Here is a 15,702-nt window from a genome sequence, read left to right as displayed (position 1 = left end):
GGTTTTTTTATGGCTGCTCAAGGGATGTGATACGGGCTTTCTGCGGTTTCGACGCGACGGCCATCACCACGCCGCCAATCAGTAGGGTAATGCCGAGCAGGGTTAAGAGCGGCGGCAGGCTCTGGCGCAGCAGAAAGGTATAGAGCAGCCCGGCAAGGGTTTCAAAGACGATCAGCGGGCCGACAATCACCGTCGGCAGACGCTGGCAGGCAATGTTCCAGCACAGCGCACCCACCCACGAGCAGAGCACCGCAATGATGAACATCAGGCCGATAAACAGCAGCGGACGCGGGCCGAAGGGGAGCGCGAAGTCGGGCTGCTGAACGTCAAGCCACAGACACGCCGCAAGATAGCCTACCAGGGACAACGGCAGCGTCACCAGCGCTTGTGCCGTTGCCCACATCATCGGGTTCTTATCCGGGTTTTCCCGCAGCCAGCGCGCGTTACGCAGCGCATACCACGCCCAGCACGCCACGGAAACAAAGGCCAGCGCAATGCCTGAGCCATACCGGCTCCAGCTAAAATCCGCAATGCCCTGACGCAGTTCGGCAACGTTCACACACCCCAGCCCGACAGCGATGGCGATCAGCGCCGGTAGCAACCGGCCCCATGCGAGCTTGCCGTCACGCTGGCTGTAGAGCAGGTTGGCACACACCGGGATCACCACCGGCAGCGTGGCGATGATCATCGTCGACACCGGGCCACCGGTGCGCTGAATAGCGCTGGCAAGGCAGACGTAGTAGATCAGATTACCCATTAACGTGAGCCATAGCGCTGTCCACCAGTCGCCGCGCGTTAGCTGGCGCAAACGCGCGCGCCCAAGCCACGCCAGCGGCAGCGCGATCAGCCCCAGTGCCAGGTAGCGCCCCGTCGATTGCAGGGCGGCCGGGTAATCCGGCACGATCAGCGGCCCGACAAAAATCAGCCCCCAAAACAGCCCGGCGAGCAAGGCATACAACACACCACTTACCATCTCTTCACCTCTTTTATCTGGTTGACGCCAGTGTAGGGGAGCAGGGCGGGGGCGTATTGTAGGAGATTGCGCATTATCGGCGCGCAACCTGCTTTTGGTAGCGCACCGGAGTAATGCCGTAGCGCAGGGTAAAGGCACGGGTGAGGTGGGATTGATCCGTCAGGCCTGTTAAGGCGGCAACATCTGCCGCAGGCATCCCCTGGGTGAGAAAATGCTTGGCGCGCCACAGGCGGATCGCCATCAGCATCTGGTGCGGCGTGACGTGAAAATGGGCTTTGAACTGGCGCTGGAAGTGATAGGGGCTGAGCGCCGCGACGCTTGCCAGATCGTCGAGCGTCAGGCTGCGCATATAGTTGTCATGCAGGTATTCGCGCACCCGCTCAAAACGGTGCGCTCCTTCCGGGCGCTGCGGCGCGTGTTGCGCCAGCGGGCGAAAGGTATCAATCAGATCGAGCAGCACGCCCTGTTGCGCCAGTGGATCGTCGGTATGCCAGAGGGCATAAATATGGCTGGAGATCTGGCGCGCGCGCAGCGCATCGAGCCGCGTGACATCGCGAAACCACCAGTGACGCACGCCGGTTACCTGCTCCAACAGATCGGGGTCGAGATAGACCATGCGGTAGCGCCACCCCTCTTCACCTACCGCTTCGCCGGTGTGGATCTCATCGGGGTTCATGGTGACGATCGCATTGGTCGGGGCGACATGCTGCGTTCCGCGATAGCGAAAGCGCTCGGCACCGGATTCAATCGCGCCAATGCCAAACGCTTCATGAGTATGTGGCTCAAAGGCGTAGCGGGAGATGTGCGCATGGTACAGCTCCACACCCGGTAACTGCGCCAGGTGGCGAAACCGCGCGCTGTCGCGCTCGTCAATAAACTGCTCAGGTACGCCTTCCACACTTCACCTCCCCCGGAACATGCCCTCTATTATTAGGGATGACCCGGTGAGAGGCTATAAAATTTAACCAATTATTAACGTTACAGCAGATCGTTAACGCTGTCGGCGATCGAGGTGGTCGGGCGACCGATCAGTTTGCTCAGGGTCTGGCTATCGTCAAACAGCCCACCTTTCGAGGCACCGATATCGGAATCCGCCAGCATCTCTGCCAGCCCGTCCGGCAGACCTGCGCCTTTCAGCGCGGCGGCAAAATCCGCTTCACTCAGGTTCTGGTAAACCACCTTCTTACCGCTCGCCTCGCTCAGCAGTGCCGCCAGGTCGCTCAGCGTCCAGGCGCTGTCGCCCGCCAGTTCGTAAACCTTGCCGGCATGACCCTCTTCGCTAATGACACGCGCGGCAGCAGCGGCATAATCGGCACGCGTTGCCGAGGCGATTTTGCCCTCGCCCGCCGCACCGATGAAGACGCCGTGCGCCAGCGCCGCCGGTGCGCTCGCGAGGTAGTTTTCGCTGTACCAGCCGTTACGCAGCAGGGCAAACGGGATGCCGGATTCGGCGAGCAGCTTTTCGGTTTCCACATGCTCAACGTGCAGGCCAAGCGGTGAGGTATCGGCATGCAGCAGGCTGGTGTAGGCGATAAATTTCACCCCTGCGGCTTTCGCAGCGTTGATCACATTGCGGTGCTGCGCGGCGCGCTGGCCGACTTCGCTGCTGGAGATGAGCAGCAGTTTTTCGACGCCCGCCAGCGCCTGGGTGAGGGCGGCCTGATCGTTGTAATCGCCCTGGCGAACAATAAGGCCTTGTTTGCTGAGCGCTTCGGCTTTCGCTGGGTTACGCACGATGGCGACAATCTCTTTTGCGGGAACGCTTTTTAACAGGGCTTCTACAACAAACTGGCCGAGTTGGCCGGTGGCGCCGGTGAGTGCAATCATGATGTTTCTCCTGCGTGGGGGTAAGTGTTGTGGTAGGCTAGCACCCTAGCTAACTTTTAGTAAGTACGTACAAAAAGGTAAGTATGAAACAGCAAACTCACCCACAAACCCTGAGCGAACAGATGCGCGACGGCAATCTCTTCGCCGAGCAGTGCCCCTCCCGGGATGTGCTGAAACACGTCACCAGCCGCTGGGGCGTCTTAATTCTGGTCGCCCTGCGCGAAGGGACACACCGCTTTAGCGATCTGCGCCGCAAAATGGGCGGCGTCAGTGAGAAGATGCTGGCGCAGAGCCTGCAGTGGCTGGAGCAGGATGGTTTTGTTAACCGCGTCGCCTTTCCGGTGGTGCCGCCCCATGTTGAATATAGCCTGACGCCGCTCGGCGAGCAGGTGAGTGAAAAGGTTGCCGCGCTGGCAGACTGGATTGAGCTGAACTTGCCCGAAGTGATGGCCCATCACCGCGAGCGCGATGTGGCGTAATCAACCCGCAGCCGCTATCGACTGCGGGTAAATTGCTTACTTGCGTAAATCGATGCTGTAGAGCGCGAAGCCAATTTCGTCGTTGCCGACTTTCTGCATTGGATACTGCGCTTTCTCTTTGATAAACGCCGCCGCTTTCTCCGTTGGCGCAGTTTCAAAGCGAATATCCAGCTTGTGGCTGCTGCTGATCGGTGCCAGACGCCAGTTGTTGTCCGCCGCCGGGTGGATCTCCCCTGCGCGCTGCGTCTCATCGCTGATCCACTTCGCCAGCACCGCGCGGTTCTCATCCGGCGACGCAAAGGCGATATGGCTGTCGCCGGTACCGGCAAACTTGCCGCCGTAAGCGCGGTAGTTATTAGTGGCAACGAGGAACACCGCATTCGGGTCAATAGGCTTGCCGTCAAAGGTCAGGTTCTTAATGCGCTCCGCCTTGGGATTGATGCTCTGGCACTCGCCGTCATAGCGCGCGGGCTGCGTGACATCAATCTGGTACTTCACGCCGTCGATAACGTCGAAGTTATAGGTGCGGAAACCGTCCCAGTTAATTAAGTTCTGCGGCTTGTCGCTGTTGGGATCGATCTGGTTGAACTGCCCGGCGGAGCACTCCAGCCACTCTTTCACCTCTTTGCCGGTCGCTTTCACCACCACCAGCGTATTGGGGTAGAGGTAGAGATCGGCGGCGTTACGGAAGGTGAGCTGCCCCTTTTCCACTTCAACAAAGCTGGCCGGATCGTTTTTACGCCCGCCCGCTTTAAACGGTGCGGCGGCAGAGAGCACCGGCAGCTTCGCCAGATCCGGATCGCCCTGAATAAAGTGCTCAACATAGGCTTTCTGCGCGTTGTTCACCACCTGCACGGTCGGGTCATCCTGCACCAGCGACAGGTAGCTGTACATGTTGTCCGCCGATTTGCCAATCGGTTTACCGACGAACTCGCGGGTAGCATCGTGATCGTGCTTGAGGATCTGCACCAGCTTGGCATCTTCGCCGACCAGCGCTTTTTTGGCCGCGGCATCATAAATCGGCCGCGCTTCCGCTTTCGCGTCGCTCACTTTCCACTTACCGGCATCGTTATTCAGCACCAGGTCGACCACGCCGAGGTGATCGCCCCACATGCCCGGCATCACCGCCGGAATACCGTTCAGCGTCCCTTTGCTGACATCCGCGCCTTTAATGGCGGCAAACTCCTTGCTCGGGAAGACGGCGTGCGCGTGACCAAACAGGATCGCATCAACGCCCGGCACCTGGCTGAGGTAGTAAACGGAGTTCTCCGCCATTGCCTGGTAAGGCTCCGCCGAGAGACCGGAGTGAGCAACGACGACCACCAGGTCGGCGCCTTTCGCGCGCATCTCCGGCACATAGTGGCGCGCGGTTTCGGTGATGTCGTTCACCGTCACTTTGCCGCTCAGGTTGGCTTTGTCCCACACCATAATTTGTGGCGGCACGAAGCCGATATAACCGATTCGCAGGGTGTGGGTTTTACCCTCTTTATCCACCACCGGCGTCTCTTTGATCAGATAAGGGGTGAAGAGCGGTTTGTTGGTTTTAGCATCGATGATGTTGGCGTTCACATAGGGGAATTTCGCCCCAGCCAGCGCCATATGCAGGTAATCCAGCCCGTAGTTAAATTCGTGGTTACCGAGGTTGCCGACCGCGTAATCGAGGGTGTTCAGCGCTTTGTAGACTGGGTGAATATCGCCCTTTTTCAGCCCTTTTGCCGCCATATAGTCGCCCAGCGGGCTGCCCTGGATTAAGTCGCCGTTATCGACCAGCACACTGTTTTTCGCTTCGCCGCGCGCGGCATTAATCAGGCTGGCGGTGCGCACCAGGCCAAATTTTTCCGTTGCCGAGTCTTTGTAGTAATCAAAATCCATCATATTGCTATGCAAATCAGTGGTTTCCATAATACGTAAATCCACCGTTGCCGCTTGCGCGCTGGCCGCAATCAGCGTGGCCAAAAGCGTTGCACTAAACTTAATCATCAGAGGCGTCCTTTTCGATCTAAGCCACAAAAGAAATTGTTATGTACAGTGTGTTGCTTACAGAATTGTGAATAGTGCCATAAAAGTGAGCAATAAAACTGCAATCCCTCTCACAGTTGGCAGATCGCGGCGCAATGCGATATAAGTAAAACAATGAGTTACGCACCACTGCACAGAGAGAGGTGGATATGTTAGATGCAATTTGTCAGCTCGCGCGCGACGCGGGCGATGCCATTATGCAGGTGTACGACGGCCATCAGCCGATGGATGTGACCAGTAAAGTGGATGACTCGCCGGTGACGGCGGCGGATATCGCCGCACACCATGTGATTGTGCGCGGGTTGCAGGCGTTAGCGCCGGATATTCCGATCCTGTCTGAAGAAGATCCTCCGGCGTGGGAGACGCGCCAGAGCTGGGATCGTTTCTGGCTGGTGGACCCGCTCGACGGCACCAAAGAGTTTATCAAGCGTAACGGTGAGTTTACCGTCAACATCGCGCTGATTGAGCAGGGCAAACCGGTGCTGGGCGTGGTCTATGCTCCGGTGCTTGATGTGATGTACGCCGCCGCAGAGGGCAGTGCATGGAAAGAGGAGGGCGGTCATCGCCAGCCGATTCAGGTGCGTGATGCGCGGCCGCCGCTGGTGGTTATCAGCCGCTCGCATTCGAACGATCCGGAGCTGGAGGAGTATCTGCACCAGCTTGGCGAGCATCAAACCACGGCGATTGGTTCATCGCTGAAGTTCTGCCTGGTGGCGGAAGGGAAAGCGCAGCTCTACCCGCGCTTTGGGCCGACCAGCGTCTGGGATACGGCGGCCGGCCACGCGGTGGCGGTAGCGGCCGGGGCGCACGTTCATGACTGGAAGGGACTGACGCTGGATTACACCCCACGCGAGTCATTCCTCAACCCCGGCTTTCGCGTCTCTATTTACTGAGCAGTTTATGCAGCAGGGCAACCACCTGCTGCACCTCTTGCTGGCTCAGGCTGCCATCTTTTGCAAACTCTACGCGACCCTCTTTATCGAGCACCACAATCGCGGAGCCTTTCTCTTCCAGCTGCCAGGCTTTACGCACGGAACCTTCGCTGTCGACGATAAATTGTGACCATGGATAGAGCTTCTTATTGCTCTCCAGGCTGCTGCGCACAAACATCGCGCTGCCCGGAATGGCGTCGTCGGTGTTCACAATGGTGGTGGTCTGGTATCTGTCGTGCGGCAGGCTGGCACTTTTGATCGCCTCAATCAGCGCGGCATTCTTCTCTTTTGCCGAGGTGCGACCGGCAATATGCATCACCACGCGCACTTTTCCAGCCAGCTGCGCGCTATTCCAGTTTTTGTAGCTAAACTTGTCGTTATTCAGCAGCAACTCCCCGCGGTCGGCAACGCCCACAGGCGGCACGCGCTGGTTGGTTTCAAAGTTATGCGCTGAAGCGACCAGCGGCAGTAACAAGCATGTCGCTGCCAGAATGTTACGTAGGGTCATGGTGTCTCCATCTCTCATGTTTATATGCAGGTGATCCGACCACTCGGTACGGCAGTTTAATCATATGTGCGATCAATACGCTTTTCCCGCAATTGGGGTGCCAGTTTGCGGGTTAACGCACATATCGGTTAAAAAACGTAGGCTTATACTGCGAAGTTTCAGGGTTTGAAAAGAAAATTCTGATTAATTGTCATCAAAAGGTAAATAAACCCATTCAGACTATGTATCGCTCATGTTGTGGACTATAGTCACTGGGCATCAAAATTTGCGCTCATCAACGTCGGACCAAATGTGGCACCGCAAGGGCGTAATCTGTTTTACAGGAGAGATAGAAGAATGAAAATTTTCCAGCGTTACAACCCACTTCAGGTGGCTAAGTACGTCAAGATCCTGTTCCGTGGACGGTTGTATATCAAGGACGTTGGCGCTTTCGAGTTTGATAAGGGCAAGATCCTTCTGCCGAAAGTGAAAGACAAACAGCACTTTTCTGTTATGTCTGAAGTTAACCGCCAGGTTCTGCGCCTGCAGACCGAAATGGCTTAATCTGTTGTGCTATGCAGTAATAAAGTCCTATAAAAAACGGCCCCAATGGGGCCGTTGATGTTTCCGCTTCCGGCATTACGCCGCGCCTTTATCTTCCATATCCGGTAACTTCGGCGTCAGCACCGTGGTGCGGGCATCAATACGCGTCACCAGCAGCTGATCGATGCGGTAGTTATCAATATCCACCACTTCAAACTTGTAGCCGGAGAACTTCACCGCATCGGTGCGTTTCGGGATTTTACGCAGCATAAACATCATAAAACCGCCAATGGTTTCATAATTGCCGGACTGCGGGAACTCATCGATATCCAGCACGCGCATTACGTCGTCAATCGGCGTACCGCCGTCAATCAGCCACGAGTTTTCATCGCGGGCGACGATCATCTCTTCCACCTGGCCGACCAGATCGCCCATCAGCGTGGTCATTACGTCGTTGAGGGTAATCACCCCCACCACCAGCGCATATTCGTTCATGATCACGGCGAAATCTTCACCCGCAGTTTTGAAACTTTCCAGCGCTTCAGAGAGCGTCAACGTGTCCGGCACAATCAGGGTGTTGCGGATCTGCACGCCGCTGTTAAGCGCCATACTCTGGTTCGCCAGTACGCGGTTAAGCAGATCTTTTGAGTCAACATAGCCGACGATATGGTCGATATCGCCGTTACAGACCAGAAACTTCGAGTGCGGATGCTCCGACACTTTGTTTTTCAGGCTCTGCTCATCTTCGTGCAGATCGAACCAAATCACGTTTTCACGCGAAGTCATCGACGAGGGAACGGTGCGCGACTCCAGCTCAAACACGTTCTCAATCAGTTCATGCTCCTGCTTACGCAGCACCCCGGCTAACGCACCGGCTTCCACCACGGCGTAGATATCGTCAGAGGTGATGTCATCTTTGCGCACCATCGGCAGCTTGAAGATGCGGAAAATGACGTTCGCCATGCCGTTAAAGAACCAGACCAGCGGGCGGAAAACGAAGAGACAGAAGCGCATCGGGTTGATGATGCGCAAAGCCACAACTTCAGGCGCAATCATACCGATGCGTTTCGGCGTCAAATCAGCAAACAGGATAAAGAGACTCGTTACCAGCGTGAACGAGATGATAAAGCTCAGCTGATCGGCAAGCTGTGGTGAAACGACATTGAGCAGCAGATTGTAAAACGCGGGGGAGAAGGCGGCGTCACCGACGATACCACCCAAAATGGCGACGGCGTTCAGGCCGATCTGCACCACGGTGAAGAAGGTGCCGGGATTTTCCTGCATTTTCAGGATGCGTTGAGCGTTGATGTTGCCATCATCGGCAAGCAGTTTAAGTTTGATTTTTCGCGATGCGGCAAGCGAGATCTCAGATAACGAGAAAAACGCGCTCACCGCGATCAGACAGAGTATGACTAAGATACTGTTTAACATAATTTATCCAGCTATTAACCGGATCCTCGGAAGGTTTTTTTGGAATATCCATGTGGTAAACACAATGAATGCCGGCCCGAAGCGGTGGACCGGCAATTGCGCCGTTAGTATAGCGTAAGCTCAGGTGACGCTGCCAGAGGCGTAGTCGCTTTGTTACCGTGCAGAAAAACATCGGGTCTTTTCCGGATTACTTACCGCCTGATAGTTAAAATTACGCACAATAATTAAGGTTATTTGGCAACTTTAACGTATTTGTTTTGCGGCATAGCGAAATAGCTTATCAAGGCAAAAAATCCGGCACCCCAGCGTATTGAGTCGTATCGATCGACATCGAGGTTGATATGCAAGAAGCCTTTCATAAAAGAGGTGCCATGCATCAAAATACAAAACTGAATGGCGGCCACCGCAACGACAAAAAAAGTATAAAACACAAAGAGCCAATAATAATTTCTGTTGTTGATCTTAGTTTTGATAGTAAAAAGTAGCGCGAATATCGCTATTGAAAGAGTGTAATAGAGAATAATCGGCCATATCGGCAGAGGCTGAAATAGCTCCATTTATCTGACTTCCATGAACACCAAAAAAAGCCGACCTTTTCAGGTCGACTATCCCGTTACTGGTTAAGCTGCGGCGGCAAGCACACGCCGATACCACCAATCCCGCAATAGCCCTGCGGATTTTTATAGAGATATTGCTGGTGCTCATCTTCCGCGTAATAGAACGGTTTGGCGCTGGCGATCTCAGTGGTGACGGTGCGTGCGTCACCCGCTTCACGCATTGCGGCCTGGAAGCGCGCCAGGCTTTCGCGGGCGGCGGCGTCCTGCTCCGGGGTGAGCGGATAGATGGCGGAGCGGTATTGCGTGCCGCGATCGTTGCCCTGACGCATCCCCTGGGCTGGATCGTGGTTCTCCCAGAAGATCTGTAACAGCTGCTCGTAGCTCACCACCTTCGGATCGTAAACCACGCGTACCGCTTCGGCATGCCCGGTATCGCCGCTGCACACTTCGCGGTAGGTCGGGTTTGGCGTGTAGCCGCCGGTGTAGCCTGCGGCGGTGCTGTAGACCCCTTCGCGCTGCCAGAAGAGGCGTTCCACGCCCCAGAAGCAACCCATGGCGAAAATCGCCACCTCCATCCCTTCCGGGACGTGTGTCATCGAGTGCTCGTTAACAGCGTGTAAACTGGCGACAGGCATCGGCGTCGGGCGTCCGGGCAGAGCATCAGACTGAGAAACAAGGTTATTTTTATCGAACAGGCTCACGGTAATACCTCCCGGCGAGTGTCATTGCGGTTAGGGTTGTGTTAAGGATGGTGTTTTAACACAATGTACGACCTAAATCAGACTAGATTTAAACATAAGAAATTTTGGGCTAGTCGTCCGTTTTTCAACCCGATAATGCGGGTTTTTATCAGCCTGGCTGCTGCTGTCGTGGCACAATCAGGCCCAGCGCGGAGCTGCGCTTACGTTTCCTTCCAGGAGTGGGAGCGAGGATATTCAGGAGAGAACGTGCCAAAGATCCGTCTTTTATGTTTTGCCGGTTTGTTGCTGGTGAGCGAAACGGCATTCGCCGCCAATGTGCGATTGCAACTTGAGGGGTTAACCGGGCAACTGCAAAAAAATGTGCGCGCCCAACTGTCGACTATCCAGAGTGATGAAGTGACGCCCGACCGCCGTTTCCAGGCGCGCGTTGATGATGCCATCCGCGAAGGGTTAAAAGCGTTAGGCTACTACGAGCCAACCATTGTTTTCGAACTGCGTCCACCGCCGGAAAAGGGGCGCCAGGTGCTGATCGCCCGCGTTACGGCGGGTGAGCCTGTGCGCATCGGCGGCAACAACGTGATCCTGCGCGGCGGCGCGCGCACCGACAGCGACTACCTTTCGCTGCTGAAAAAGCGCCCGGCTATCGGCACGGTGTTAAACCACCACGACTACGACAGCTTTAAAAAATCCCTGACCAGCGTTGCGCTGCGTAAAGGCTACTTCGACAGCCAGTTCAACAAAAGCCAGCTGGGCATTGCGCTGGATCGCCGCCAGGCGTTCTGGGATATCGATTATGACAGCGGTCAGCGTTACCGCTTCGGCGATGTCACCTTCCAGGGCTCGCAAATTCGCGACGAGTATCTGCAAAACCTCATCCCTTTCCACGAGGGGGACTATTACCAGACCCAGGATCTGGCAGAGCTTAACCGCCGCCTCTCCGCCACCGGCTGGTTTAACTCGGTGATTGTCGCGCCGGAATTTGATAAAGCGCGTAAGACCAAAGTGCTGCCGCTGAGAGGCGTGGTTTCGCCGCGCACGGAAAACACCATTGAGACCGGCGTCGGTTACTCGACCGATGTCGGGCCGCGCGTCAAAGCGACGTGGAAAAAACCGTGGGTCAACTCCTACGGCCACAGCTTTACCACCAGCATGAGCGTCTCGGCGCCGGAGCAGCAGCTCGATTTCAGCTACAAAATGCCGCTGCTGAAAAATCCGCTGGAGCAGTATTACCTGGTGCAGGGCGGGTTCAAGCGTACCGATCTTAACGATACGGAAGCGGACTCAACGACGCTCGCGCTGTCGCGCTACTGGGACCTCTCCAGCGGCTGGCAGCGGGCGATCAACCTGCGCTGGAGCCTCGATCACTTTACCCAGGCCAACGTTACTAACACCACCATGCTGCTCTATCCGGGCGTGATGATTAGCCGTACCCGCTCGCGCGGCGGCCTGATGCCGACCTGGGGCGACTCTCAGCGCTACTCGGTCGATTACTCCAACACCGCGTGGGGATCGGATGTCGACTTCCTCGTCTTGCAGGCGCAGAACGTCTGGATCCGCACGCTCTACGATCGCCACCGCTTTATCGCGCGTGGCAACCTCGGCTGGATTGAAACCGGGGATTTCCAGCGCGTGCCGCCGGATCTGCGCTTCTTCGCCGGGGGCGATCGCAGCATTCGTGGTTATAAATACAAATCGATCTCGCCGGAGAACGAACGCGGCAAACTGATCGGCGCCTCAAAACTGGCCACCGGCTCGCTGGAGTACCAGTACAATGTCACCGGGAAATGGTGGGGCGCGGTGTTTGTCGACAGCGGCGAAGCGGTGAGCGATATCCGCCGCAGCAACTTTAAAACCGGCACCGGCGTCGGCGTGCGCTGGCAGTCACCGGTCGGGCCGATCAAGCTCGATTTCGCGGTACCGGTCGGCGATAAAGAGGAGCACGGGTTGCAGTTTTACATCGGGTTGGGGCCAGAATTATGAGTTTATGGAAGAAGATCAGCCTCGGCGTGGTGGCGTTTCTTGTGTTACTGCTGGGCACGGCGATCTTTCTGGTCGGCACCACCAGCGGCCTGCATCTGCTGTTTAAAGCAGCGAACCGCTGGGTGCCGGGGCTGGAGATTGGCCAGGTCACCGGCGGCTGGCGCGATCTGTCGCTGAAAAATATCCGCTATACCCAACCGGGCGTGGCGGTCGATGCGGGGCAGATCCACTTTGCGCTTAACCTCGGCTGCCTGCGCAACAGCAGTGTTTGCGTTAACGATCTGTCGCTGAAAGATATCAACGTGGCGATCGACACCAAAAAGATGCCGCCTGCGCAGAAGGTGGAAGAGGAAGATAGCGGGCCGCTGAACCTCTCCACGCCGTACCCGATTACGCTGAGCCGGGTGGCGCTGGAAAACATCAATATCAAAATCGATGACACCACCGTCTCGCTGATGGATTTTAGCTCCGGTCTCAACTGGCAGGAGAAAAACCTGACCCTGAAACCGACCTCGCTACAGGGCTTGCTGATTGCCCTGCCGAAAGCGGCCGATGTGGCGCAGGAAGAGGTTCTGGATCCGAAGGTTCACAACCCCAAACCGGAAGAGAAACCGCTGGGCGAAACGCTGAAAGCGTTGTTTGAGAAGCCGCTGCTGCCGGAGATGCAGGATGTGCATCTGCCGCTCAATCTGAATATTGAAGCGTTTCGCGGCGAGCAGCTGCGCCTGACCGGCGACACCGATATCCTCGTGCGCAGCCTGCTGCTGAAAGTGAGCAGCATTGACGGGCAGATGAAGCTCGACGCCTTCGATATCGACTCGAATCAGGGCCAGGTCAACGCCACCGGCACCGCGCAGCTGCGCGACAGCTGGCCGGTCGATATCACGCTCAACTCGACGCTGAATGTCGATCCGCTGAAAGGCGAGAAGGTGAAGCTGAAAGTGGGCGGCGAACTGCGCAAGCAGCTGGAGCTTGGCGTTAACCTCTCTGGCCCGGTGGATATGGTGCTTCGGGCGCAGACGCGGCTGGCCGAAGCGGGGTTACCGCTCAATCTTGATATCACCAGCCAGCAGCTCTACTGGCCCTTTACCGGCGAGAAGCAGTACCAGGCCGATAACCTGAAGCTGAAGCTCAGCGGCAAAATGACCGACTATGCGCTTTCGTTCCGCACGGCGGTAAAAGGGCAGCAGGTTCCGCCGGCCACCATCACGCTGGACGGTAAAGGCAATGCGCAGCAGATCAGTATCGATAAGCTCTCCATCGCCGCACTACAGGGCACCACCGAACTGAAAGCGCTGCTCGACTGGCAGCAGGCGATCAGCTGGCGCGGCGAACTGACGCTGAAGGACATCGATACGGCAAAAGCCTTCCCCGATTGGCCTGCGAAGCTCAATGGCCTGGTGAAAACCCGTGGCAGCCTTTACGGCGGCAGCTGGCAGATGGATGTACCGGAGCTGAAGCTTGACGGTAACGTTAAGCAGAACCGGGTCAAGGTCGACGGGCAGCTGAAAGGCAACAGCTACCTGCAATGGGTGATCCCCGGCCTGCACCTTGAGCTGGGCAAAAACAGTGCTGACATCAAAGGCGAGTTGGGGGTAAAAGATCTCAACCTTGACGCCACTATCAATGCGCCAGGTCTCGATAACGCGCTGCCGGGTCTTGGCGGCACGGCGAAAGGGGTAGTGAAAGTGCGCGGCACCGTCGATGCGCCGCAGGCACTGGCGGACATTACTGCCAACAATCTGCGCTGGCAGGAACTCTCCATCGCCCGCGTGCGCGTGGAAGGGGATGTGAAATCCAGCGATCAGATTGGCGGCAAGCTGAACGTGCGCGTTGAGCGTATCGCCCAGCCTGGCGTCAACATCAGCCTGGTGACGCTGGCCGCCGACGGCAATGAGAAGCAGCACAAGTTGCAGCTGCGCGTGCAGGGTGAACCGGTCTCCGGTCAGCTGGCGCTGGCAGGCAGTTTCGATCGCCAGCAGCAGCGCTGGAAAGGGACGCTCAGCGACACGCGTTTCGCCACGCCGGTGGGGCCATGGTCGCTGACGCGCCAGATTGCGCTCGATTACCGCAACCAGGAGCAGAAGATCGCCATTGGCCCGCACTGCTGGCTCAACCCGAATGCCGAGCTGTGCGTGCCGCAGACCATTGATGCCGGTGCGGCAGGGCGCGCGGTGGTCAATCTCAATCGTTTCGATCTTGCGATGCTGAAACCGTTTATGCCGGAAGCGACGCAGGCGAGCGGTGTCTTTAGCGGCAAAGCGGATGTCAGCTGGGACAGCACCAAACCGGGTCTGCCGCAGGGGCAGGTGACGCTTGCCGGGCGTGGGGTGAAAGTGACGCAGGAGGTCAATGGTGCGCCATTGCCGGTCGCCTTCGACACGCTGAACCTGAATGCGAAGCTGCAAAACGATCGCGCCGATCTCGGCTGGCTGATGCGGCTGACCAATAATGGCCAGTTCGACGGCCAGATCCAGGTCACCGATCCGCAAGGGCGACGCAATCTCGGCGGAACGGTGAACATTCGCAACTTCTCGCTGGCGATGGCGAATGCCATCTTCAGTCGCGGCGAGAAAGCGGCGGGGACGCTCAATGCCAACCTGCGCCTTGGCGGCAACGCTCAAAGCCCGCAGCTGTTTGGTCAGCTTGGGCTGAATGCGCTGGATGTTGAGGGCAACTTTATGCCGTTCGACATGCAGCCGAGCCAGCTGGCGATGAACTTTAACGGAACCACTTCCACGTTGCAGGGTGTGGTGCGCACCAGCCAGGGGCAGATTAACCTCAGCGGCGATGCGGACTGGAGCCAGATCGACAACTGGCGCGCGCGTATTGCGGCGAAAGGCAGCAAGGTGCGCATCACCGTGCCGCCGATGGTGCGCCTCGATGTCTCGCCGGATGTAGTGTTTGAAGCGACGCCGAGCCTGTTTACCCTCGACGGCGATGTTGATGTGCCGTGGGCGCGCATTGTGGTGCACGATGTGCCGGAGAGCGCGGTCGGTGTCTCCAGCGATGAGGTGATGCTCAACGACCAACTGCAACCGGAAGAGGAGCAGCGCGCGTCGATCCCGATCAACAGCAATGTGACGGTGCATGTCGGCAATAACGTGCGGCTCTCGGCCTTCGGCCTGAAAGCGCGGCTGACGGGCGATCTGAAAGTGGCGCAGGATAAGCAGGGCCTTGGGCTGAACGGGCAGATCAATATTCCGGAAGGGCGCTTCCGCGCATACGGGCAGGATCTGATTGTGCGTAAAGGTGAGCTGCTCTTCTCCGGCCCGCCGGATCAGCCGCTGCTCAACCTCGAAGCGATCCGTAACCCGGAAGCCACGGAGAACGATGTGATTGCCGGGGTGCGCGTCACCGGCTCTGCGGATGAGCCGAAAGCGGAGATCTTCTCCGACCCGGCGATGTCGCAGCAGGAAGCGTTGTCCTACCTGCTTCGCGGGCAGGGGCTGGAGAGCGAACAGAGCGATAGTGCGGCAATGACGTCAATGCTAATTGGTCTGGGGGTTGCGCAAAGTGGGCAGGTTGTGGGTAAAATCGGCGAGACCTTTGGCGTCAGCAACCTGGCGCTGGACACACAGGGCGTCGGCGACTCCTCACAAGTGGTGGTCAGCGGCTATGTGCTGCCGGGTCTACAAGTAAAATATGGTGTAGGAATTTTTGACTCACTGGCGACTCTCACGTTACGTTATCGTCTGATGCCTAAGCTGTATCTTGAAGCGGTGTCTGGCGTAGATCAGGCACTTGATTTGCTCTATCAGTTTGAGTTTTAG

General features: G+C 57.2%; 13 protein-coding genes. 5 read left to right on the top strand and 8 right to left on the bottom strand.

Features of this window, described 5'->3' with window-relative positions:
- Nucleotides 1-7: 7 nt before the first annotated feature.
- From IAE48_RS09220 to IAE48_RS09210, 3 genes are all read right to left on the bottom strand, one after another.
- Complete coding sequence (locus tag IAE48_RS09220) at nt 8-973, bottom strand: DMT family transporter (protein WP_200134165.1); 966 nt, start codon at nt 971-973, stop codon at nt 8-10.
- A 73-nt stretch (nt 974-1,046) separates the two neighbouring features.
- Nucleotides 1,047-1,871 (bottom strand): AraC family transcriptional regulator, encoded by an 825-nt coding sequence (locus IAE48_RS09215; RefSeq protein WP_094419206.1) that lies wholly within the window; start codon nt 1,869-1,871, stop codon nt 1,047-1,049.
- 80 nt (nt 1,872-1,951) lie between these two features.
- Nucleotides 1,952-2,800, bottom strand: coding sequence for an SDR family oxidoreductase (locus tag IAE48_RS09210; protein ID WP_042714600.1), 849 nt, complete (start codon nt 2,798-2,800; stop codon nt 1,952-1,954).
- Nucleotides 2,801-2,883: 83 nt separating this feature from the next.
- Between IAE48_RS09210 and IAE48_RS09205 the strand changes: the two genes are divergently transcribed.
- The gene (locus IAE48_RS09205) at nt 2,884-3,279 is read left to right on the top strand and encodes a helix-turn-helix domain-containing protein (RefSeq protein WP_200134164.1); all 396 of its coding nucleotides are present in this window, start codon (nt 2,884-2,886) and stop codon (nt 3,277-3,279) included.
- Nucleotides 3,280-3,315: 36 nt separating this feature from the next.
- Here the strand turns inward: IAE48_RS09205 and IAE48_RS09200 are convergent, their stop codons facing one another.
- Nucleotides 3,316-5,259 carry a bifunctional 2',3'-cyclic-nucleotide 2'-phosphodiesterase/3'-nucleotidase gene (locus tag IAE48_RS09200; RefSeq protein WP_200134163.1) on the bottom strand — a complete coding sequence of 648 codons (1,944 nt, stop codon included), beginning with the start codon at nt 5,257-5,259 and terminating at the stop codon, nt 3,316-3,318.
- Between the two features lie 188 nt (nt 5,260-5,447).
- Between IAE48_RS09200 and cysQ the strand changes: the two genes are divergently transcribed.
- Nucleotides 5,448-6,191 (top strand): 3'(2'),5'-bisphosphate nucleotidase CysQ, encoded by a 744-nt coding sequence (cysQ, locus tag IAE48_RS09195; protein WP_128483776.1) that lies wholly within the window; start codon nt 5,448-5,450, stop codon nt 6,189-6,191.
- On the opposite strand, the gene IAE48_RS09190 is transcribed toward cysQ, so the two are convergent.
- The gene (locus IAE48_RS09190) at nt 6,181-6,738 is read right to left on the bottom strand and encodes a YtfJ family protein (protein ID WP_094419211.1); all 558 of its coding nucleotides are present in this window, start codon (nt 6,736-6,738) and stop codon (nt 6,181-6,183) included. The genes cysQ and IAE48_RS09190 overlap by 11 nt on opposite strands.
- 336 nt (nt 6,739-7,074) lie before the next feature.
- Between IAE48_RS09190 and IAE48_RS09185 the strand changes: the two genes are divergently transcribed.
- Complete coding sequence (locus IAE48_RS09185) at nt 7,075-7,281, top strand: DUF1107 domain-containing protein (protein ID WP_023478541.1); 207 nt, start codon at nt 7,075-7,077, stop codon at nt 7,279-7,281.
- A gap of 75 nt (nt 7,282-7,356) precedes the next feature.
- On the opposite strand, the gene IAE48_RS09180 is transcribed toward IAE48_RS09185, so the two are convergent.
- From IAE48_RS09180 to msrA, 3 genes are all read right to left on the bottom strand, one after another.
- Nucleotides 7,357-8,691 carry a hemolysin family protein gene (locus IAE48_RS09180; RefSeq protein ID WP_200134162.1) on the bottom strand — a complete coding sequence of 445 codons (1,335 nt, stop codon included), beginning with the start codon at nt 8,689-8,691 and terminating at the stop codon, nt 7,357-7,359.
- 230 nt (nt 8,692-8,921) lie between these two features.
- On the bottom strand, nt 8,922-9,248 hold the full coding sequence (locus IAE48_RS09175; RefSeq protein WP_023478468.1) for a hypothetical protein: 327 nt from the start codon (nt 9,246-9,248) through the stop codon (nt 8,922-8,924).
- A gap of 56 nt (nt 9,249-9,304) precedes the next feature.
- Nucleotides 9,305-9,949 (bottom strand): peptide-methionine (S)-S-oxide reductase MsrA, encoded by a 645-nt coding sequence (gene msrA, locus IAE48_RS09170; RefSeq protein ID WP_200134161.1) that lies wholly within the window; start codon nt 9,947-9,949, stop codon nt 9,305-9,307.
- 246 nt (nt 9,950-10,195) lie between these two features.
- On the opposite strand from msrA, the gene tamA reads away from it, so the two are divergent.
- Both tamA and tamB read left to right on the top strand, forming a co-directional pair.
- Nucleotides 10,196-11,929: an autotransporter assembly complex protein TamA gene (gene tamA / locus IAE48_RS09165; protein ID WP_023478416.1), complete on the top strand. Its 1,734-nt coding sequence runs from the start codon at nt 10,196-10,198 to the stop codon at nt 11,927-11,929.
- Nucleotides 11,926-15,702: an autotransporter assembly complex protein TamB gene (gene tamB, locus IAE48_RS09160; RefSeq protein ID WP_200134160.1), complete on the top strand. Its 3,777-nt coding sequence runs from the start codon at nt 11,926-11,928 to the stop codon at nt 15,700-15,702. The genes tamA and tamB overlap by 4 nt, the downstream gene beginning before the upstream one ends.

It is taken from the genome of Kosakonia sp. S57, assembly GCF_016516575.1.
In the GTDB taxonomy this organism is placed as follows: Bacteria; Pseudomonadota; Gammaproteobacteria; order Enterobacterales; family Enterobacteriaceae; genus Kosakonia; species Kosakonia cowanii.
The sequence above is the reverse complement of the archived record's forward strand: the minus strand, read 5'-3'. Positions and strand labels throughout refer to the sequence as shown.